18 protein-coding genes are annotated in these 20563 nt (G+C 75.8%); 12 read left to right on the plus strand and 6 right to left on the minus strand.

The features are described from left to right. Window positions 1–34: 34 nt before the first annotated feature. Both ABZ497_RS31095 and ABZ497_RS31100 read left to right on the plus strand, forming a co-directional pair. Window positions 35–643 carry a helix-turn-helix domain-containing protein gene (locus tag ABZ497_RS31095; RefSeq protein WP_359810015.1) on the plus strand — a complete coding sequence of 203 codons (609 nt, stop codon included), beginning with the start codon at window positions 35–37 and terminating at the stop codon, window positions 641–643. Window positions 644–757: 114 nt separating this feature from the next. After that, window positions 758–1858, plus strand: a complete 1101-nt coding sequence (locus ABZ497_RS31100; protein WP_359810018.1) for a M20 family metallopeptidase — start codon at window positions 758–760, stop codon at window positions 1856–1858. A 127-nt stretch (window positions 1859–1985) separates the two neighbouring features. Here the strand turns inward: ABZ497_RS31100 and ABZ497_RS31105 are convergent, their stop codons facing one another. Together ABZ497_RS31105 and ABZ497_RS31110 are read right to left on the minus strand one after the other, a co-directional pair. Continuing rightward, window positions 1986–2624, minus strand: a complete 639-nt coding sequence (locus tag ABZ497_RS31105) for an NAD(P)H-binding protein (protein WP_359810021.1) — start codon at window positions 2622–2624, stop codon at window positions 1986–1988. Window positions 2625–2701: 77 nt separating this feature from the next. Beyond that, window positions 2702–3712 (minus strand): EamA family transporter, encoded by a 1011-nt coding sequence (locus ABZ497_RS31110; RefSeq protein ID WP_359810024.1) that lies wholly within the window; start codon window positions 3710–3712, stop codon window positions 2702–2704. A gap of 98 nt (window positions 3713–3810) precedes the next feature. On the opposite strand from ABZ497_RS31110, the gene ABZ497_RS31115 reads away from it, so the two are divergent. Further along, window positions 3811–4308 carry a MarR family transcriptional regulator gene (locus tag ABZ497_RS31115; RefSeq protein ID WP_329491241.1) on the plus strand — a complete coding sequence of 166 codons (498 nt, stop codon included), beginning with the start codon at window positions 3811–3813 and terminating at the stop codon, window positions 4306–4308. An 81-nt stretch (window positions 4309–4389) separates the two neighbouring features. Here ABZ497_RS31115 and ABZ497_RS31120 read toward each other — a convergent pair whose 3' ends face one another. Then, the gene (locus tag ABZ497_RS31120; RefSeq protein ID WP_359810027.1) at window positions 4390–5319 is read right to left on the minus strand and encodes a methyltransferase domain-containing protein; all 930 of its coding nucleotides are present in this window, start codon (window positions 5317–5319) and stop codon (window positions 4390–4392) included. Window positions 5320–5348: 29 nt separating this feature from the next. On the opposite strand from ABZ497_RS31120, the gene ABZ497_RS31125 reads away from it, so the two are divergent. Together ABZ497_RS31125 and ABZ497_RS31130 are read left to right on the plus strand one after the other, a co-directional pair. Next, entirely contained in the window at window positions 5349–6842 is a 1494-nt protein-coding gene (locus ABZ497_RS31125; RefSeq protein ID WP_359810030.1) for a PLP-dependent aminotransferase family protein, read from the plus strand. Between the two features lie 163 nt (window positions 6843–7005). Further along, window positions 7006–8205 (plus strand): glycoside hydrolase family 3 N-terminal domain-containing protein, encoded by a 1200-nt coding sequence (locus ABZ497_RS31130; protein ID WP_359810033.1) that lies wholly within the window; start codon window positions 7006–7008, stop codon window positions 8203–8205. A 22-nt stretch (window positions 8206–8227) separates the two neighbouring features. Here the strand turns inward: ABZ497_RS31130 and ABZ497_RS31135 are convergent, their stop codons facing one another. After that, complete coding sequence (locus tag ABZ497_RS31135) at window positions 8228–8944, minus strand: polysaccharide deacetylase family protein (protein ID WP_359810035.1); 717 nt, start codon at window positions 8942–8944, stop codon at window positions 8228–8230. Window positions 8945–9221: 277 nt separating this feature from the next. Between ABZ497_RS31135 and ABZ497_RS31140 the strand changes: the two genes are divergently transcribed. The 3 genes from ABZ497_RS31140 (at window position 9222) to ABZ497_RS31150 (ending at window position 10501) form a co-directional block, all read left to right on the plus strand. Beyond that, window positions 9222–9677 (plus strand): hypothetical protein, encoded by a 456-nt coding sequence (locus tag ABZ497_RS31140; RefSeq protein ID WP_329491246.1) that lies wholly within the window; start codon window positions 9222–9224, stop codon window positions 9675–9677. A 243-nt stretch (window positions 9678–9920) separates the two neighbouring features. After that, window positions 9921–10295 (plus strand): metalloregulator ArsR/SmtB family transcription factor, encoded by a 375-nt coding sequence (locus ABZ497_RS31145; RefSeq protein WP_359810037.1) that lies wholly within the window; start codon window positions 9921–9923, stop codon window positions 10293–10295. 74 nt (window positions 10296–10369) lie between these two features. After that, a complete protein-coding gene (locus ABZ497_RS31150; protein WP_329491248.1) occupies window positions 10370–10501 on the plus strand; it encodes a DUF6126 family protein in 132 nt (43 codons plus the stop codon). Here ABZ497_RS31150 and ABZ497_RS31155 read toward each other — a convergent pair. Then, window positions 10479–13013: a cytochrome P450 gene (locus ABZ497_RS31155; RefSeq protein WP_359810040.1), complete on the minus strand. Its 2535-nt coding sequence runs from the start codon at window positions 13011–13013 to the stop codon at window positions 10479–10481. The genes ABZ497_RS31150 and ABZ497_RS31155 overlap by 23 nt on opposite strands. A 432-nt stretch (window positions 13014–13445) precedes the next feature. Here ABZ497_RS31155 and ABZ497_RS31160 point away from each other — a divergent pair, with 432 nt between their 5' ends. From ABZ497_RS31160 to ABZ497_RS31170, 3 genes are all read left to right on the plus strand, one after another. Continuing rightward, window positions 13446–14225, plus strand: coding sequence for a sigma 54 modulation/S30EA ribosomal C-terminal domain-containing protein (locus ABZ497_RS31160; protein WP_359810043.1), 780 nt, complete (start codon window positions 13446–13448; stop codon window positions 14223–14225). Window positions 14226–14473: 248 nt separating this feature from the next. Then, window positions 14474–14896: a hypothetical protein gene (locus ABZ497_RS31165; RefSeq protein ID WP_329491251.1), complete on the plus strand. Its 423-nt coding sequence runs from the start codon at window positions 14474–14476 to the stop codon at window positions 14894–14896. 138 nt (window positions 14897–15034) lie between these two features. Further along, window positions 15035–15601 (plus strand): SMI1/KNR4 family protein, encoded by a 567-nt coding sequence (locus tag ABZ497_RS31170; RefSeq protein ID WP_359810046.1) that lies wholly within the window; start codon window positions 15035–15037, stop codon window positions 15599–15601. 295 nt (window positions 15602–15896) lie between these two features. On the opposite strand, the gene ABZ497_RS31175 is transcribed toward ABZ497_RS31170, so the two are convergent. After that, window positions 15897–17282, minus strand: coding sequence for an FAD-dependent monooxygenase (locus tag ABZ497_RS31175; protein ID WP_359810049.1), 1386 nt, complete (start codon window positions 17280–17282; stop codon window positions 15897–15899). Window positions 17283–18151: 869 nt separating this feature from the next. Between ABZ497_RS31175 and ABZ497_RS31180 the strand changes: the two genes are divergently transcribed. Continuing rightward, entirely contained in the window at window positions 18152–20419 is a 2268-nt protein-coding gene (locus ABZ497_RS31180) for an RICIN domain-containing protein (RefSeq protein ID WP_359810052.1), read from the plus strand. Window positions 20420–20563 lie beyond the last annotated feature (144 nt).

The following is a 20563-nucleotide window of genomic DNA, read 5'->3' on the forward strand; positions in this document are numbered from 1 at the left end:
CAGCGGAAGTAAACGCCGCCGTATACTCGCCCCCATGACTGCGGCACCGGAGACGGAAGTGCACGTACCTGCGCGGCCGGGGCGGGGTGCGCGGGAGCGCATCCTGGCCGCCGCCACCCGGCTGTTCGCGGACCAGGGGATCACCGCGACCGGCATGGAGCAGATCGCGGAAGCGGCGCCGGTGTCCAAGCGCACCCTCTACGCCCACTTCCGGACCAAGAGCGACCTCGTGATCGCCTACTTGCGGGCGCTCGCCGGGTCGGGGAACACGCTGGAGAGCGTGCTCACCCGTGCGGATCTCGACCCCCGGGAGCGGATCCTTCGGCTGTTCGACCCACCCGCCGCGGCGGCGGCCCCGGCTCGGGGGTGCCCGTTCATCGGTGCCGCGGCGGAGTTCCCCGACCCCCTGAGCCCGATCCACGCCTACGCCCGGGAACGGAAACTGCTGATGGCCCATCTGGTCACCACGCTCGTGGCGGAGCTGGGGTGCGCCGAGCCCGCCGCGCTCGCCGAGCAGTTGGTGACCCTCGCGGACGGCGCGGCCAGTCGCGCCATGGTGTTGAACGAGGCGGACTACGGCCGGCACGCGCGCGCGGCAGCGGAGACCATCCTCGCCCACGCCCTCACGCCTCCCCTCCGCTGATCGCGCCCGGACACGTTCCCCGGGCGCGGCGGGCGGGTCGACGGGTCGGGCTCGGGGGCCTTCGGGGCGGGACGGCGGTTCGAGGGGGCGGGCGGGTTCAGTAGCGTGGCGGGCATGACTACGCACAAGGCCGCACCGGTGAACGTCGACGAGATGCTCAAGGACCTCAGGACACTCGTCGAGGTCGAGTCCCCGTCACGTGACCTCGACGCGCTGAAGGCCTCGGCCGAGGCCGTGGCGGGTGTGGTCGAGAGCCGTCTCGGAGGGCGCGCGGTGCTGGTCGGGACCGACGCCGGGCCGCACGTCCACTGGTCGGGCGGCGGCGAGCCCAAGGTCCTGATCCTCGGCCACCACGACACGGTGTTCCCGTTGGGCACCCTCCGGCGCCGCCCGTTCACGGTCGAGGGCGGGCACGCGACCGGTCCCGGGGTCTTCGACATGCTCGGCGGCCTGGTCCAGGCCGTGCACGGGCTGGCGGCCCTCGACGACCTGCCGGGCGTGGAGATCCTGGTGACCGCCGACGAGGAGGTCGGCTCGGGCTCGTCCCGGGCCCTCATCGAGGAACGCGCGCGGGCCTGCGGCGCCGTGCTGGTCTTCGAGGGGGCGGCCGACGGCGGGGCGCTGAAGACCGGCCGCAAGGGCTGCGGCACGTTCGAGGTCTCCGTCGTGGGCCGGGCCTCGCACGCGGGCCTCGAACCCGAGGCGGGCGTCAACGCCCTGGTCGAGGCGGCGCACCAGGTGCTCGACATCGCGGCGCTCGGCCGGCCGGAGGTCGGCACGACCGTGGTCCCGACCGTGGCCTCGGCGGGCACCCTGGACAACGTCGTGCCGGCCGGGGCGACCGTCACCGTCGACGTCCGGGTCGAGTCGGCCGGGGAGAAGGAGCGGATCGAGGCCGCCTTCGCGGCGCTCGCCCCGCATCTCGACGGGGCGCGGATCACGGTGCGGGGGAGCGTCGGCAGGCCGCCGATGCCCGCGTCGGCGTCGGCCGAACTCTTCGCGCTGGCGGAGCGGTTGCTGCCCGGTGTCGGGAGCATGAGGGTCGGCGGTGGGAGCGACGGCAACTTCACGGCCGCCCTGGGGATCCCGACACTCGACGGACTCGGAGCGGTCGGCGGGGGTGCCCACGCGGACCACGAGTACCTGGAGGTCGCGTCGATGGCCGAGCGGGCGGATCTCGTCGCCGGTCTGGTGACGGCGATCCGGAACGCGTAGGACGCTCCCTCGGCCGGCCCCGCCACCGACCGGCCCCCGCGGCCGGCCCCGCCACCGGCCCGCCCGCGACGTGCGGGTGCCCGGTGCCGAGGGCACCGGGCACTCCCGGGGGCGGTGACGGCGGGGCTCAGTAGGCGACGGTGAAGCGGGTGCGGTGGTGGACCGGCCGAGCGGCCTCGTCGAGGAGGGCGACGGCTAGGTCCTCCATGGAGATCGCCGAGACACCGGCCTCGTCGACCAGCAGCTCGTCGCGCCCGAGGCGGTAGTGGCCGGTGCGCCGGCCCGGTTCGAGCAGCGCGGCGGGGCTGAGGTAGGCCCAGTCGACCTCGGTCTCGGCCCGGTAGAGGGCGAGCTGCTCGCCGCAGGCGAGGGCGATGGGGAGCCAGGCGGCCGGGAAGTCGGGGTCGTCGATGACGGTGGCGCCGTCGCCGCCGGGCAGGGTCAGGCTGCCCGCGCCGCCGACCACGAGCAGGCGGACGTCCGTCCCGGCCAGGCCGGCCAGCAGGCCCTTGGTGGCGAGTGCCAGCTCGGGCTCACTGCCGGGGGCGGGGCGGGTGGCGCTGATCACCACGGACCGGCCGGCGGCGAGACGGGCGACGTCCTCCGGGTTGCGGGCGTCGCCGGTGGCGATCTCGGCGGCGGCCGGCAGCGCGTGCGGCCGGGACGGGTCGCGGAGGACGGCGGTGACCTCGTGGCCCCGGGCGAGGGCCTCGGTCACCACCCGGCTGCCGACGTTGCCGGTCGCGCCGAAGACGGTGATGCGCATGGGATGGCTCCGGTTCTCTGGTGGTGTGGGTGAGGGGTGGTGTGGGTGAGGGTTCTGCGGGAGTGCCTGACGACGGTTCAGGCGCGTACGGCGGCGGACTCGCTCGCGGGCCGCTCGCCGTCCCGCGCGGGTTCCGGGCCGGCCGGGCCGGCCGGGCCGGCCGGGTCAGCGGGGTCGGTCGGGCCGGTCGGGTGGGCCGGGTCGGCCGGGTCGGCCGGGGCCGCGGCGGTGCGGGGCCGCTGGGTCTGGGCGGCGACCAGCGAACCGAGCACGATCACCGCGCCGAGCCCCTGGACGGGGGTGAGGTTCTGTCCGAGGACGAGCCAGCCGAGGGCGGTGGCGACCACCGGGCTGAGCAGTCCCAGGAAGGTGACCGAGGTGGCGGGCAGCGCCCGGATGCCGCGGAGCCAGAGCGCGTACGACAGGGCCGCGCCGATCAGGCCGAGGTAGCCGTAGCCGAGCAGGTTGTCGCCGGTGAGGTGGGAGGGCGGGGCGCCCTCGACGACGAGGGCGACGGGCAGCAGCAGCAGTCCGCCCGCGGTGAGCTGCCAGCCGGTGGTGGCGAGCAGTGGTGCCGGTGAGGTCCAGCGCTTGGAGAGGACGACGCCGGTGGCCATCACGACCGCGCCGCCGAGCGCGGCCGCGACCCCGAGGGCGTCGAGCTGGGCGCCGGCGCGCAGGACCAGCAGGCTGACGCCGGCGATCCCGGCGATGCCGGAGAGGAGGGTGCGCAGTGAGAGCCGGTCACCGAGCAGACCGGCCGAGAGCCCGGCGGCGATCAGCGGCTGGACGGCGCCGACGGTGGCCGCGACTCCACCCGGCAGTCGGTAGGCGGCGATGAAGAGCAGGGCGAAGAACGCGCCGATGTTGAGCGCGCCCAGGACCAGTGAGCGCCACCACCAACTGCCCTTCGGGAGCCGGCGGGTGAGGGCGATGAGCAGCAGCCCGGCGGGCAGGGCGCGGATCACCCCGGCGAGCAGCGGGCGGCCGGGCGGGAGCAGTTCGGTGGTGACGAGGTAGGTCGAACCCCAGATGGCGGGGGCCAGCGCGGTCAGCAGGACGATTCCGAGTCGTCGATTCCTTAGCACTAAGCCAATGTATCTCAGCGCTAAGGCATCTCGCGTCGGCGTCGGCCGTTCGGTCGTGTGAGGTATCTCACCGCTAAGGCATCGTTTAGGCTGGGGGTGTGGCAGATCATGTGGACCGGCTGGTCAAGCAGTGGGGCGCCGAGCGTCCCGACCTCGACGTCTCCCCGATGGAGGTGATCGGCCGGCTGAAACGGCTCACCTACCTGGTGGAGGCCGAGCTCAAGCGGAACTTCGCCACCCACGGTCTGGACGCCCCCTCCTTCGACGTCCTCGCCACCCTGCGCCGCAGCGGCCCGCCCTACCGCCTCACCCCGACCGGCCTGATGCGGACCGCGATGGTCACCTCCGGTGCCATCAGCCAGCGGCTCGACCGGCTGGAGGCCCGCGGTCTGGTCACCCGCACCCCCAGCGGCTCCGACGGGCGGAGCCGGGACGTCGAACTGACCCCCGAGGGCCGCGCCCTGGTCGACCGGGCGCTCCCGGACCACCTGGTCACCGAACGGCGGCTGCTGGCCGGCCTGGACGAGCGGCAGACCGAGGCGCTGATCGACGCCCTGCGCACCCTCCTCGCCTCCCTCGGGGACAGCCCGGAGTAGCACAACCGAGGCCGGGGCGGGACCGGGACCGGGGTGGGACCGGGGCGCCACCGGCCCCGGGCGGCAACGGCAGCCGGACGGTCAGGGGTTGACCGCCACCGCCTTGAAGAAGGTGTAGTGGAACGTCCCGCCCTCCTCCGCCGTGCGCCGCAGGTCGGCGATGCCGCGGTCGAACGCGGCCGCGGTGCTGAGCCCCGCGGCGAGGGCGTCGGGGCGCACGGACTCGACCATCGCGACGAAGGTCCGCCGGGTGAACCCCTCCACCAGCGCCGGCCGGCTGTCGTCCACCGAGACGGTGAGCGGGCGGACGGCGATGTCCCGGAAGCCCGCGGCCGCCAGGACGGGGTGCAGCCGGCGGCCGAGGAGCGCGTCGCCGCCCGCGTCGGCCTGGAGCCGGACCAGGTGGTCCACGGTCGCCCGGGCGGCGGCGCTGTCCGGGTGGAAGAACGTCGACCCGTGGTCCCCCTCGATCACCGTGACGGTGCCGCCGGGACGCAGCACCCGCCGCAGCGCGGTCAGCGCGGCCGACGGATCCGCCAGGTGCTCCAGCACGAAGCAGACGAAGAGGTGGTCGAACGAGTCGTCCGGAAAGGGCAGTTCGTGCAGGTCCCCGTGGTGCCAGGTCACCTGCGCGCCGGGCGCCTGCGCCGCCACCCGGGCGCGGGCCTGGGCGAGCGAGTCGGCCGAGATGTCGGCGGCCGTCAGCTCCGCGCCCGGGCTGGACGCCAGCAGGTGCACGGTCTGCGCCCCGACGCCGCAGCCCGCCTCCAGGACCCGGCTGCCCGCCGGGTAGGCCGTACCGGCGTGCAGCAGTTCGGCGAGGGTGTCGGCCTGGTCGCCCAGCCGCAGCGCCTCGGTGGGCGAGTAGCCGTGGACGTAGGAGTGCTCGCCGGCCTGTTCACCGCCCCGCTCGTGGGCGCGTGCGTGGGGCTGGCGGTCGTCGTGCGGGAGCGGGGTGCTCGCCGGTCCGGCGGTGGGGGCTGCTGCGGTGTCCGTCGTCTCCGTGGTCATGACCCCACCCTGGCCCGCACAATGGCCCGGTGAACAGGTCCAAAGTGACGCCCATTCAGGGGTCCATAACCGCCGGTGCGGACTTCCTCCAGCTCGACGCCGCCGACGCGCCGCCCGGCGGCCTCGGCGACTGGCTGGCCCACCGCCTGCGCGAGGCGATCTCGGACGGCCGGCTCCCGGCGGGCAGCCGCGTGCCCGCGACCCGGGTGCTGGCAGCGGAGCTGCGGATCTCCCGGGGGGTCGTCACCGACGCGTACCGGCGCCTCACCGAGGAGGGCCGGCTCGCCGGTCGGGGGCGCGGCGGCACGGTCGTCCTCGCCGCGGCCGTCTCCGTACCGCCGCCGCCGTTCGTGACCCCGGTGCCGGCCGCGCCGGAGCCCGCCCTGTTCGCGGCCGACCCCGTCCCCGCCAGCTTCGACGCGCTGCGGGCCGCGCCCGCCCGGATCGACCTCTCGCCCGGCGTGCCCGACCTCGCCGCCTTCCCCCGGGCCGCCTGGCTCCGGGCCGAACGCGCCGTCCTCGACGCGCTCCCCGCCCACGAGTTCGGCTACGGCGACCCGCGGGGCAGCGCCGCGCTGCGCCGGGCCGTCGCCCGCTGGCTGGCCCGCAACCGCGGCATCGGCGCCGACCCCGACGAGGTGCTGATCGTCGCGGGCGCCGCCCAGGCCCTCGCCCTGCTCGGCCAGGTCTTCGGCCGGGCGGGCATCAGCGAGGTCGCCGTCGAGGACCCGGGCTCGCTCGGCACCCGCCAGCACCTCGGCCACTGGCTCCGCGCCACCCCGCCCGTCCCGGTCGACGCGGAGGGCATCCGGATCGACGCACTGCGCGCCACCGGTGCCCCGGCCGTGCTGCTCACCCCCGCCCACCAGTTCCCGACCGGCGTGGTGCTCGGTGGCCGGCGCCGCCGCGAACTGCTGCACTGGGCCGGCGAGGGCGGTCTGGTGATCGAGGACGACTACGACGCCGAGCACCGGTACGACCGGCCGCCGGTGCCCGCCCTGCGCGCGGTCCTCCCCGAGCAGGTCTGCTACATGGGGAGCGTCTCCAAGCTGCTCGCCCCCGCGCTGCGGACGGGGTGGCTGCTCGTCCCGCCCCGCTACCGCGAGGCCGCCCTCGCGGCCAAGCGCTTCGCCGACCTCGGCAATCCCGTGCTGCCCCAGCTGGTGCTGGCCCGGCTGATGGACTCCGGCGAGCTGGAGCGGCACCTGCGCCTGCTGCGGCCCCGGCACCGGCGCCGCCGGGACGCGATGATCGCCGCGATCGGCGCGCACCTGCCGGGGGCCGTCGTGCACGGCGCCGCGGCCGGGCTGCACCTGATGGTCACCTTCCCGGCCGGGCTCGGCTGCGGTGACGCCGAACTCGCCACCGCGGCGCTCGCGCACGGCGTCAAGGTGCAGCCGCTCTCCTGGCACGCCCGGCTGCCGCACCCGCCCGGGCTCGTCCTCGGTTACGCGGCGGGCACGCCGGGCGGGATCGAGGAGGGCATCGCCGTCCTGGGCCGGCTGCTGCGCGGGCCGGGGTGACGGGCCGTGGAGGCGCCCGGGGCCGGGGGAGGGCGGGTGCCGTCCGCCGTGCCGGTCGGCCGCCACCCCGGTAGCGTGGCGGACCGGGCGGGCACCTCGCCCGGTCCGCTCGAACCCGTCCGCCCGTACCCGTCCGCACTCGTCCCAGTCCCGGGGAGGCCCGATGCCGTCGCTGCCGCGGACCGCCGGTGTCGTGCTCCCGGCGCTGCTGCTGACCGCGGCGGCCCTGGTGCCGGCCTGTTCGGCGCAGGGAGGGCAGCGACCGCCGTCCGCGGCGGAGAGGACCTCGTCGATGGCCACCGGTCCGGATGCCGCGTCGCCCACCACCGCGGGCTCCCCCTCGCCCACCGACCGGACCGCCGGTCTGGACTCCCGGCAGCTCGCCGGCCGGCGGATCGTCTACTCCTACCCCGGCCCGACGCCGTCGCCCACCGTGCTCCGGGCGATCCGCGAGGGCCGGGCGGCCGGTGTCATCCTGTTCGGCGAGAACGTCACCTCGCCGGATCAACTCAAGGCAGCTGTCGACGAGTTGCGGCAGGCCGCGGCCGAGGCGCCGGACCCCCGCCCGCTCCTGCTGCTGACCGACCAGGAGGGCGGTCAGGTGCGCCGCCTGCCCGGCGCGCCCGTACTCTCCGCGCGCCGCACCGGGGCGTCGGCCGATCCCGTCGGCGAGGCCGCCCGATCGGGAGCCGGGGCGGCCCGCACCGTCGCGGACGCCGGCCTGAACGTCAACCTCGCCCCCGTCCTCGACGTCTACGACGCCCCGGACAACTTCATCGACCACCGCGAGCGCTCCTACGGCCAGGACCCGGCCTTCGTGGCCCGGCTGGGGAGCGCCTTCCTCACCGCCCAGCAGGACCTCGGCGTCGCCGCCACCGCCAAGCACTTCCCCGGCCTCGGCTCCGCCCCCGGGGGCCTGGACACCGACGAGGGCCCCGTCACCCTGCCCGTCCCCCTCGCCGACCTCCGGGCCCGGGGCGAGGAGCCGTACCGGGCCGCCATCGCCGCCGGGGTCCGGCTGGTGATGACCTCCTGGGCGGTCTACCCCGCCCTCGACCCCGACCGTCCGGCGGGTTTGTCCCCGGCCGTGGTCCAGGGCGAACTCCGCGACCGGCTGGGCTTCCGGGGCGTCACCGTCACCGACGCCCTGGAGGCCGGGGCCCTCGCCCCCTACGGCGACACCGGCGCCCGCGCCCTGGCCTCCGCCGGGGCGGGCATGGACCTGTTGCTCTGCTCCGCCCGCGACGCCGGCCAGGGCGAGGCCGCCGCGACCGCCCTCGACGCGGGCGGCCTGGACCGGACGGCCTTCCTGGAGTCCGTCCGGCGGATCGACGCCCTCCGGGACTCGGTCGGCGGGAGCTGAGCGGGAGCCGGGGGAGGGCGGCTCAGCCGTCCAGGAGGGTGCGCAGGTCCAGGATGCGGTAGCCGCGGTCGCGGACGGCGTCGATGATCAGGGGGAGCGCCTCGGCGTCCAGGCAGCGCCGCTCGGCGCTCGCGTCGGACGCGCCGACGTGGAGTTGGAGGATGGCGCCGGGGGCGAGGGCGGCGAGGGCGCGGTCGACGGCCCGGGCGGTGGTCATGCCGCCGGCGGTGCCGAGGTAGCCGTTGGTGTCGGTGGTGAACTCGAGGTCGGCGAAGCCGAGCGCGTTGACGTCGGCGATCCGCTGCGGCGTCGTCTCGCTGTAGGGGAAGCGGAAGAACGGCAGGGGGTCCGTCCCGGCGGCCTTGCGGATCGCCGTGTCGGCGCGCAGCACCTCGGCCCCGGCCTGCCGGGCGTCGAGCTCGGTGAACAGCGGGTGGCTGTACGAGTGGTTGCCGAGCCCGTGCCCGGCGGCCGCCATCGCGCGGACCGCGTCCGGGTGCCGCTCGGCGTACTGGCCGGTGGGGAAGAAGGTGGCCGGCGCCCCGCGCTCCCGCAGGGTGCTCAGCACGGTGTCCAGACCGGTCTCGTCCCAGGCGGCGTTGAAGGTCAGGGCCAGGACGCGATCCCCGGTGGGGAGCAGGCGCACCTCCGCACCCATCAGCGGTGCGGGCACCGGCCGGGCGGCGACGAGGGCGAGGGCGGCGAGCACGGCGGCGAAGGTCGTGCGGAAGGGCTTCACGCCTGCCCAACGCGTCCGGACCGGGCGGGGCACGCGGCGCACCGCCGACCGGGTGTCCCGTGCGCCCGGACCCCGGGCGGCTCGGTCGGTCTCGGTCGGGACGGGTGGGGCGGGCGGGGCGGCAGTGATCGCGCCATCGAAGGTCGATTTCTGGTCTGTTCAGGTTTTCCGGGGTGGATCGCCACTCAGGTATTCGAATCCCATGCCAGGGTTGAGGCATGGCACATGTGAAATGTCACATGTGAATGAGTCGATGTTTCAGAAGACGGAGAATCCGATGAACCGAATCGCTCTGCTCGCCGCCGGGGTCGCCGGGGCGGCGACCCTGCTGGCCGTTCCGGCGCAGGCCGGTGCCGCCACCACGACCGCCACCGGCACCGTCACCACCTGCGGTGCCTCCGGGCTGCAGGCCGGCCTGGCGACCAAGGTGTGCGTCGAGGTGACCGGTGACCAGGTCCAGCTGTACGGACAGGTCTCGCTGGCCGGTCCGCCGACCCCGGGCGGTCCCGCCCCGCAGACCAAGGAGCTGCTGACCACGCTGTCCGGTGAGGTCGTGGGCGGTGCCTCGCTCGGCTCGTCGAACGGGCGCACGCTGTTCACCGCCAGCACGGTGCAGGTCCGTGGCGTCGGCGGCACGGTGCCCTGTGGGTCCACCGTCCACGGCAGCTTCGGCGTGGCGTCCTTCCCGTGGAACCCGGCTCCGGTGACCGTGGACGTGGTGGTGGCCTGCTAGGCGACGCGTGCGCGGCGGCCGGGCCCGGGGGTGGTGCGAACCCCCGGGCCCGGCCACCGCGTTTCCCGGGGGCGCCCCGGGCCCGGCCCGGCGCGCCCCCGGGGTGCTCGGGCTCCGATGATGATGACTTGAAGAAATCTTCATCTGCCAGGATGATGCTTCCCGGCCGTGGCGGCCGGGGCACGGCCCCGCCGGCGCGGGCGTGCACACCGGCACCACCGAGCAGCAGGGAGCGAGCGGACGATGGCGGTCCCGCTGTACCAGGCCAAGGCGGAGTTCTTCCGCACCCTCGGGCACCCCGTCCGGATCCGGGTCCTGGAGCTGCTCCAGGAGGGGCCGCGGCCGGTGCGCGAACTGCTGGCCGAGATCGGGATCGAGCCGTCCAACCTCTCCCAGCAGCTCGCCGTGCTGCGCCGCACCCGGCTGGTCACGGCCACCCGTGAGGGCAACACCGTGGTGTACGCGCTGAGCACGCCGGACGTCGCCGAACTCCTGCGGGCCGCCCGGCGGATCCTCACCGACCTGATCACCGACCAGGGCGCGCTGCTCACGGAGCTCCGGGAGCCGGACGCCGCCGGGGTGCCGGGCCCCCGCGCCGAGCGGGTGACGAGCGGATGACGGCCGTCCGGTCCGAGGCCGCCGCCCGGCCGTCCGATCGCGCACCCGGCCCCCGACCGAAGGAGAACCCGGCCATGGCCAGCGGCACCAGCGACGAGAAGAGCAGGCGCAGGGCGATGCTGATCCGCGCGGGCATCTACATCTTCGCCACCCACCTGTTCGCCGGGTTCGTGCTCCTGCTGTTCACCCTCGGCGACCGTCACTGAGGTAGCGGCGACTGGTGCTGGTCCACGCGTAGACGCCGTCGACCAACTCCCGGCTGCCGTCGAGGTACCAGTGCCCGGCGGGGTGGCGGCGCCGCAGCCGGCGGCGCAGCGTCCGGCTCTCCTCGCGCAGCCGCGCGATCCGGGCGCGCACCGACAGCTCCGCCCGGCGGCGGGTGCAGCCGCGGACCCGCTGCAGGGTCAGCACGGTGTTGAAGGCGGCGGCCGGCTGGCGCTCCTCCCGCTCCAGTGAGTAGAGGTCGTTGATCAGCGTCGCGGCGTCGGCCGTGTGGGCGCGCAGCCGGTGCAGTTCGGGATCGGCGTGCAGCCCGGCGGGCGCGTCGGCGCCGTGGACGCGCTCCAGTATGTTCATGAACGGGTAGAGGCAGCTGGCGTGGCGGCGCAGCCGCATCGTCTCGGGGAGGCCGGGGGAGGTGCCCCGCGACCGGTGCACCGCCTCGGCGATGAAGGTGTCCAGGCAGGACCGCCACTCGGTGGCGCCGCGCGCGCGCCAGGCCGGTGACATGCCCTCGTTCTGCCGCAGCCACAGCTCCCGCCAGGCGCCCAGGAGCCGGTCGTCGCCGGGGGCCGGTCCGGCAGGCGCGGTCGCGCGGTCGGGGCCGGTGAGGACGGCGAGCAGCGGATCGACGAGGGCGCGGGCCCGGTCGGGGTGGCGGCCGGGGGCACCGTCGAAGCGGTCGTCGAGGATGGTGAACCAGCCCAGGACGTCGACGAGCAGGTCGAGTTCGGCGCCGCGGGCCCGGGGGTAGGCGTGGCCGATCAGCTCGGGGAGCGCGTAGGCCTGGTAGCGCGGCAGGTCGGCCGGGGTGAGTAGGCCGTGGCCGACCACCCAGTCGGCGTGCCGGGCGGTGGAGGCGCGCAGTTCGGCGGGCCGGCGCGGGCCTCCGGGGGCGGGCGGCCGGGCGGCGGGGTAGGCGGGCGGAGCCGGCCGGGGGCCGAGCGCGGCCCGGGCGGTGACCGCGGCGGGGCGGGCCGGCACCTCGTGCGGCACCCGGCCGTCGGGCCGGCCGGCCGGTCGGCCCGGGGTGGCGGCGGTGCGCGGGGCGAGGCGGACGCGCAGGTCCTGGGCCTGGACGGTCGTCCAGACCACCTCGCGGGCCCGGGATCCCGCCACCGCCGTCGGCCGCCAGCGGCGCAGGATCGCGGCGGCGGCCACGGTCAGCTCCGCCCAGGCGAACGCCTCGCCGATGCACTTGTGCTTGCCCGCGCCGAACGGCAGGAACGCCTGCCGCCCGGCGGTCGCGGCCGCGCCGCCCTCGCGCCAGCGGCCGGGGTGGAAGCGCAGCGGCTCCGGGTAGAGGTGCGGGTCGCGGTGCAGCGCGGTGAGGCTGTACAGCAGCTCGGTGCCGGCCGGGATCCGGTACGGGCCGAGCTCGACCGGCACGGTCGCCGTCCGCATCAGGAAGGCGTTCGGCGCGTGCAGCCGGACCACCTCCTGGGTGACGCTGCGGGTGTAGCCGAGCCGGGCGAGCGCCTCGGGGGTCGGGACGGTACCCGCCGGGAGGTGCTCGTCCAGCTCGGCCAGCACGCGGGCCTCCACCGCGGGGTGGCGCAGCAGTTCGTCGAGCAGCCAGGTGAGCGTGGTGGAGACGGTCTCGGTGCCCGCGCCGAACATGGTGATCGCCTCCGACCGGACGTCGGCCTCGGTGAGCGGCCGGCCGGTGGCGGGGTCGGTGGCCGCGCGCAGCAGCGCGGGGAGGGTGCGGTCCGCCGGGCCGGAGGGCCGCCCGCCGCCCGCGGCACCGCCGAACGGGCAGCCGCCCGCTGGCGTGCCGCCGGGCCGGGCACTGCCGTCGACAGCCTGGTCGACGACCTGGTTCAGCACCCGGACGGCGGCGTCGAACCGCCGGTTGACCGGCAGCGGCAGCCGGGCGAACGCCGGGTGCGGGTACAGCGACTGGACGATCTGGCCCTTCACCAGGTCGGGCAGCGCCCGGTGGAAGGCGAGCGTGGCGTCCTCGCTCAGCCGGGCGTCGAACAGCGTGCTGGTGACGATCTCCAGCGCGAGGTGGTTCATCTCCTTCGCGACGTCGAGGACCTGGCCCTCCCGCCAGCTCCCGGCCCGCTCCTCGGCGACCCGGTGCATCACCGCGAGGTACTCGGCCGTCCGCTCCGGGCCGAAGGCGGGCTGGACGGTCCGGCGGCGGTCGCGGTGCGCCTGGCCCTCGGACATCAGCAGGCCGTCGCCGAACGCCGTCCTGAGGGTGTCCTGGACGGCGCCGCGCGGGCAGTCGTACGCGAGCGCGACCAGAAGGGTGTGGACCAGGCCGGCGTCGGTGACGACGCAGACGGTGCGCGGGCCGAGCCGGATCCGCACCACGCCGCCGTGGCGGGCGAGCGAGCCGAGGAAGCCGAGCGGGTCGCGCAGCAGGGCGGGGGCGTGGCCGAGGCCGGGCAGCGCGCCCGGCGCGAGCGGGGGAGGGGCCGCGGGGGTTCTCCGTGGGGTGCTTCTGGGGGGAACGGTCGATCTCCGGGTCTCAGTCGTCAGGACCATGACATTACCTCTCACCAGATGAACCGTCGCGGCGGCACCGCCGGTGTCGTCGCCGCGACCGGGGGGGAATCGGGGGCTCCGCGGAGCGGACCCCGCGCGCACCACTGCCAGAGGGCGCACGACATGGGAAACGCGCCGGTCCGGCGGGCGTTGCGCCGTACTCCGGCGGATCACCCCATCGGTGGAGCGCGCGGCGTGCGGCCCGCGAGCGGCGCCCCGGCTGCCGGGGGCACGGCGGAGGCGCGTGACGGGGACGCCCGGAGGCCCGTGCGGCCCGGCCGGTGCGGTCCGGTGCGGTCCGGTGCGGCCGGGCCCGGCCCGGTCGTCCGGCCCGGGCCGGGTGGTCCCGGGCTGCCGCACAGACCAGGTCTTTCGGCCCTCGGCGGGAGGGCCCCGGGCGGTCCAGCATGGTCCCGGACCGAGGAGGACCTGATGACCCGTCTGCACCACCCGCCGGCCCCCGACCTGCGGGTGGAGATCCGCGGCGAACTGCCGCGCGCGGATGCCGAGTACGCGCGGGCGCGGGCACGGGGGCTGGGCGCGGCCCTCGGGCCGGGCGCGCACGCCGTCCGGATCCGGCTCACCCGGCTGCGCCACCGCTCGCTCACCCGGCCGGTCGTGGCGCAGGCCGCGGTCGAGTTGGACGGTGTCGGCCCGGTCCGGGTGCAACTGGCCGCCGCGACCGGGACCGAGGCGGTGGACGTCGCGCTCGGCACGCTGGCCGGGCGCGCCACGCGGCTGCGCGAGCAGGGGGAGATCGGACTGGCCGCGGTGTACGAGAGCGCCTACCGGCCGCAGTACGCGCCGCGCCCGCTGGCCGAACGGCAGCTCGTCCGGCGGAAATCGGTCACGCCGGCCCGCTGCACCCCCGACGAGGCCGCCCGCGCGATGCTGGCCCTGGACCACCGCTTCCACCTCTTCGTCGACGCGCTCACCGGCCAGGACGCCGTCGTCCACCGCGGTGCGGTGAGCGGCGGCCTCCGGGTGGTGCGCGCCCACGCCGGCGCGCGCGCCGGCGGCTCCGGGCTCCTCACGACCGAAAGCCCGCGTCCCGCGCCCACGTCGGACCTGGCCGAGGCGGCCCGCCGGCTCTGGCTCACCGGTCGGCCGTTCGTCTTCCACACCGATCCCGGCGATGCGCGGGGCCGGGTGCTCTACCGCCGCTACGACGGCCACTACGGCTTGATCACGGCGGTAGCGCGGCCCTGCTGAGGGGCAGGTATCGGACGGCACCGGTCGCCCGGGACGACCCCGGCCGGTCCGGTACCGCAGGACGCAGGACGCAGGACGCAGAAGACAAGGCGCAGGACGCAGGACGAACGAGGCGAGACGCAGGACGCCGGACGAACGAGGCAAAGCGCAGCACGCGGGACGCGGCACGGCACCGCCCCGAACGAGTGGCGAGCAGACGAGCACCCGACCGACCGGCACACCCCTAGCGCAAGACGGGAACTGGGACCATGGACTGCGAAGAAGTCATGCTGACCGTCCGGATCTCCGCGGCCGAGCGGGCCCTGCTGCGCGCACTGGCCCGCGGCCACCGCGGTGACGTGTCGGAGGTCGCGGTGGACGGCCTGCTGGACGTCATCCCCGCCCTGCACGACGACGCGGGCGTGCCGGGGCTGTTGCGCGTTCTCGCCCGGCCCGCGCCCTGCGCCGTCACCCTCTGGCTGCCCCTACCGGTCGCGGACCTGCTCCCGCTGGTCGGTGAGCGGGTCACCCGGGCCGCCGGGCTGCCGGTCGGCCCCGCCAGTGCGGCGCTGGCGGCCGGGCTGCGGCTCTGGTTGGCGGGTGACCCGGACCGCCTGGCGGCCTCCCTCGCCGCCATGCACGCGCAGGGTGTCCACTCCTACGGCGTGGGACACCTGGGCGTCGCGGCCTGAGCAGCCCTGAGCAGCCCTGAGCAGCCCCGAGCAGCCCCGAGCCGCCCCGAGCCGCCCCGAGCCGCCGTGAACTGCCCTGAGCCCGTGCCCTTCGTGCGGGGGCCGCGGTTGTCGTACCCCTCTGGTACTCCTGACGGCATGACGGAGCACGCCTCGGCCGCCGACCTCGCCCTGCTGCGCGCCGCGTTCGGTGCCGACCGGGCCAGGTCGCCCGTGCGGACACCACCACTCGGCGGCGGCGGGGTGCGCGCCTTCGAGGCCGAGCACGGCATCGTGCTGCCCGAGCCGTACCGGACGTTCGTGGCCGAGATCTGTGACGGCTTTTCGGACGGCCCGCCGCACCACGGGCTGATACCGGCCGCCGCGCTCCCGGCCGACTGGGGCGCCGGCCGTCCCGGGCAGGTCCTCGCCGAGCCGTTCCCGCTGTCGGCCGCCTGGCTGTGGGACGACGATCCACGGCCCGAGGAGGAGGTCAAGGCGCTCTTGGAGCGGGTCTTCCACCACGGCTCGATCGTGCTGGGCACCGACGGCTGCGGGATGTACTGGTACCTGGTGGTCTCCGGCCCCCGGCGCGGCGAGATCTGGCTGATCACGGGTGAGGGCGCCGTCCCCTACCGCGCCCCGGACGGCGGGTCGGCGGGGGAGCCGGGCTTCGCGGGCTGGGTCGCGCGCTGGGCGGCGGGCCTGCCGTGGTGGTCGGAGTGACAGCAGGGGCCGGGTGTGCCTGCCGAGGCGGTCCGAATGGCATGTCCTGGGCGGGAAGTTGGCTGGTCGGAGTTCTGGTCACGGCGCCGGCTCAGGTCTAGCATTCCGGTCACGGCAGCCGTGGTCCGGGCATTCGGACCAGCCGGCCGGGTGGCTCCGCCACCTCATGCCGGGGAGCGCGTACCCCCCGAGCGCGCTTCCCGGCGCCGCCGGCCGACCGTCGGCGGGGCCGTCGGCGACCGGGGCCGGGCGGTCGGTACGGGCCGGTCAGAACAGGTCGGTCGGTACGGTCGGGTCAGTACGGTCCGGTCAGTTCGGCCACCCGCGGGAACCGGGCGATCGCCTCGCCGAGGGTCGGTGGGACGGTCCGGCGGGGCCGCAGCGTGGCGAGGGCCACCGCGGGCGAGGTCAGCCGGCCGGCGGGGGCGGCGAGCGAGAAGACGTCGAAGTAGGCCGCCGAGACGGCCGGGTCGGTGAGGGCGGCGCGCAGCAGCCGCTCGGTGTACCAGCGGCCGAGTCGCGCGGTCGGCCGCTGGGCGGGAGGTTCGTTCGACCGTGCGCCGGGGAAGTCCCGGTCCTGCTCCTCGGCCATCTTCCACGGGGTGTCGACGGCGCGGGCGATCCGCCGCTGCACGGTGGCGCTGACGTGCGGGTGGAGCCCTTCGGCGTCGAGGGTGGTCCGGATGGCGACGGCGCACTGCGCGGCGACGGCCATGCCGTGGCCGTAGACCGGGTTGAGGGCGGCCAGCGCGTCGCCCGTCGCGGCGAACCCCGCGGGTGTCCCGCTCTCGTAGCAGCGGCGGCGGTTCAGCGTGCCGCGACACGTGCGGATCGGGCCGACGGGGCGGGCGGCGCGGGCCAGGTCGTGCACGACCGGGTGGGTGAGACCCTTGAGGAAGGTGTGGAACTCGGCCTCGGTGCGGGAGGGTTCGCCGGCCCGGGTGCCGGAGAGGGTGATGATCCAGCGGTCGTTCTCGATGGGGACGACGGTGGCGCCGCGCCCGGGTGTCCGCCGGCCGGGGACGGGGACGATGCTGACGACGGGGAAGCCCTGGTTGCCGCGCGGCGCGTCGAACAAGCGGGCGGCATAGGCGAGTCCGGCATCCACGGTGACCTCCCGCGGACCTGTCGAGCCGAGTGCGCGCAGCCAGCGCGGGGCCTGGGAGCGGCGGCCGGTCGCGTCCACGACTAGGTCGGCCGGGAGGGTCTCGCGCGATCCGTCCGGGTTCCGCACCAGCGCCCCGCGGACCTGGGCCGCGTCGCCGGTCAGGCCGAGGACGGAGGTGCCCTCGCGGATCGTGACGGCGGCCCGGCCGCGCAGCCGCTGCCGGACGATGTGGTCGAGCAGGTGCCGGCTGCAGGCGATCAGATAGGCGGTCGACTCGAAGGCCTGGAGCCAGCCCGGGCCGAGGCGCATCAGCATGCCGGAGGGCATCGGCCGGCGGTGTGCTCCGGCGGCCAGCAGCGCGTCGACGGTTCCCGGCAGCAGCGCGTCCAGGGCATCGGCTCCGCCACCGAGCAGGATGTGGCTGAAGTCGCCCTGCGGTAACCCCCGGCGCGGGTACGGCCCGTCGGGGAGGGTGTCCTGCTCGACGACGGTGACGCGGCGGGCGTGCGGTTCGAGGGCCGCGGCGGCCAGGAGCCCGGCGAGTCCGCCGCCGAGCACGACGGCGGTGCTCACCGCGCTCCGGCGGAGCGGTCGGACGCGCGGTGGTCGAACAAGCGGTGGGTGGGCGTGCGGTAGGCGGACGTGCGGTGGGCGGTGAGACGCTCGGAGCCGGGGTGCGCCGAGCCGCGGTGGGCCGTCGGGGGTGGGGCGTCCGGCGGGTCGTGCGGGAGTGGCACCAGGTGCCCGACGGGCGGCCGGGGGATCATCGAGGAGCCTCCGTGCGGTAGCGGACGGCGGGGCCGCCCAGTGGACGAGGGCGCGGACGAACGGGTTCCGCTCGTGCACGAACTCCGTTTCGGGGGAGCCGACTTCGCGAAGCAGCGAGGGGTGTGCCGGCGGGGTGGGGCGCCGGGCAGCCCGTGGCGGTGGCACCGGTGACGGCCGGACGGGCGTCCGCCCCGACCCCCCGGCCGGAGCCCGGCGTACCCGGCTCCATGCCCCCACCCCCGCTCTTCGATCGCCGGTCCCCGGCCGCCGGTCACCGGATTCCGGCGGTCACCGGTCGGTCGACCGAGGAAGCCCATTCTGGCCAGCGGCCGCAACTGTTCAAAGGACAACCTTCGTTCTTCCCTCGCACGGGTGACCACGGCCCCCGGGTGAACGGCGGTCACGCGGGCGACCGGACCGGTCGGGCGGGGCCGTCCGGGAGCCGGTGCGGTGCGGGCCGAGCGGCCCGACCACCGGCCCGCGCCGAGGGGTTCGCCGCGTGCTCGGTGGGGCCGTTCGCGCGCCGGTTCGAAGCCGTCCGCAGATCTGCGCGAGTTTCGAAAGGAGGTTTCTGTTATCCGGCCCGGTGGGCCGTGATCTCCCTGGTGTCGGACGGTCCGGCCGCCGCGAGCAGCGGCAGGCGGACCGTCACACCGAGGAGAGGAGACGAACACATGGGAGACCGGAGCAGCGAGCGCCGGAGTACCGAGCGGCGTCGCCGCCGGAGCGGCAGGCCGGGGCGCCGGACGGCGCTCCTGGCCGCAGCCGTGGTGGCCGGGCTGGTCGCGGGCGCACTGGGGATCCAGACCGCGTTCGAGCCGGCCGCGGACCGCAGCGTGTCGGTGGCGGCCGACGCCGCGGCCGACCGGGCGGCGGGTGGCATGGCCGGAGTGGTCGCCGACGGCGACCCGGGGGAGACCGGCACCGCGGAGGGGGCCACCCAGGCGCCCGCTCCGCAGCGGGAGAAGAAGGCCGCCCCACTGCAGGAGATACCCAAGGACCAGCCGGAGCGCGGTCTCGTCTACGCCGGTCTGGCCCTGCCGAGCGGCGACCGGTGCGCCGGCTCGCTGGAGGTCTCGGGCGGGCAGCTCTGCAGCCACGGGCCGGACGCGCCGCCCAAGGACGTGGACATCCGCAAGGACATCCCGCCGGTGGCCGCCACGGCCGACCGGGCGCCGGTGCTCACCCCGGCCCCGGACGCCCAACCGCCTTCCGCCGCTGACCTGTTGAAGGGTGCGGCGCCCGTCCTGGACGCCGGGCAGAAGGCCCTGCTGGGTGACGCCGCCGCCGGAGCGCCCGCGCCCCAGCAGGCCGCGGCCGCCGCCGGCTCCGCGCTCGTCTGCGAGGGCGACGGCAGCACCGGCAACCGGGTCCAGGCGGTGTACGTTCACGCCCCCGGCAACGACCGGTTCGCCCAGTACCTGGCCTCGTTCAAGAAGTGGGCCGCGGACGTCGACGTCATCTACAACGCCAGCGCCCAGGAGACCGGCGGCGTGCGGCACGTCCGCTTCGTCACCGAACCCGACTGCACCGCCTCGGTGCTGAACGTGCAGATCTCGGACTCCGAGATCAAGGACTTCAACGCGAGCAACCGCGCGCTCGCGGCGCAGGGCTTCAACCGCAAGGACCGCAAGTACATGATGTTCACCGATGCCAAGGTCTACTGCGGCATCGGCACCTTCGCGGGCGACGAGCGCCCCGGGCAGGACAACCTGAGCAACTTCGGCCCGTCGTACGGCCGGACCGACTCCGGCTGCTGGGGCGGCTCCACGGCGGCGCACGAACTCGGCCACAACCTGGGTGCGGTGAGCAACAGCGCACCCAACTCCAGCAAGGGCGGCCACTGCGTCGACGAGTGGGACCTGATGTGCTACTCGGACACCCCCTACTACCCGGCGATGAAGACGGTCTGCCCGGACAACGCCAGTGACAACCGGCTCGACTGCCACCACGACGACTACTACAACACCGCTCCCGCGTCGGGCAGTTACCTGGCCACGCACTGGAACGTCGCCAACAACCGGTTCCTGATCCCCGGGGGCGGCACCGGCCCGAACCCCAACCCGAGCCCCACCGCCACCCCGACGGCCACGCCGACCCGGACCACCACGCCGAGCCCGACCGGCACGCCGACCAAGACGCCGGCGCCGACCCCGACCGGGAGCCCGACGGCGACCACCACCCCGTCGCCCACCGGTACGCCGACCCGGACCGCCTCGCCCACGCCGACCCCGACCGCCTCGCCCACCGGTGGCACCGCGCCTGACGTGACGGCCAGTCAGCTCACCCAGAACTCGGTCATGCTGAGCTGGACGGCCGCGCCGGCCGCCGCCGGGTACGACGTCCTGCTGAACGGCCAGACCATCGGCACCGTCCGCTCCACCGTCGTCGGTGTGGTCGGGCTGGCGCCCAACACCGCGTACACCGTCGCCGTCGCCGTCCGCGACAGCGCGGGCAGCGTCTCCAAGCCCGGTCGCGCCGCCACCTTCCGCACCCTCGCCGACGCCGGCCAGCCGCAGCCGGGCACCCGCTACACGATGGTCAACGGGCTGACCGGTCAGGCCGCCGACCTCTGGGGCAGCTCGCTCAACGACGGCACGGTGGCCATCGCCTACCAGCGCACCGGCTACGCCAACCAGAAGTGGAGCTTCGAGGACGCCGGTTCGGGCACCGTGCGGATCAAGTCGGCGCGTTCCGACAAGTGCCTCCAGCTGGGCGGCACCCCGGTGGCCGGCCAGTACCTCGCGCAGCAGCCCTGCTCCGACTCCGGCGCGCAGAAGTGGCGGCTCACCCAGTCGGGCGGTGGGGCCACCCTGACGGCCGAGGGTTCGAGCCTCGTCCTCGGGGTCAGCAGCCGCTGGTACTACGGCGGTTGGCTGCTGGAGCTGCAGAAGCCCAACGGCCAGGCCTACCAGTCCTGGACGCTCCAGAAGACCAGCTGACGGCGGCCCCGCCGAGGACCGTCCGACGGCGGGTCGCCCCGCCGTACCCGTTCCCCCGCCCGTCCCGATGACCCTCCGCAAGGGATCGCCAGGATGCCCCCGTTGTGTAGCGGCCTAGCACGCTGCCCTCTCACGGCAGTAGCG

This window comes from Kitasatospora sp. NPDC005751, assembly GCF_040630835.1.
Classification (GTDB): Bacteria; Actinomycetota; Actinomycetes; order Streptomycetales; family Streptomycetaceae; genus Kitasatospora.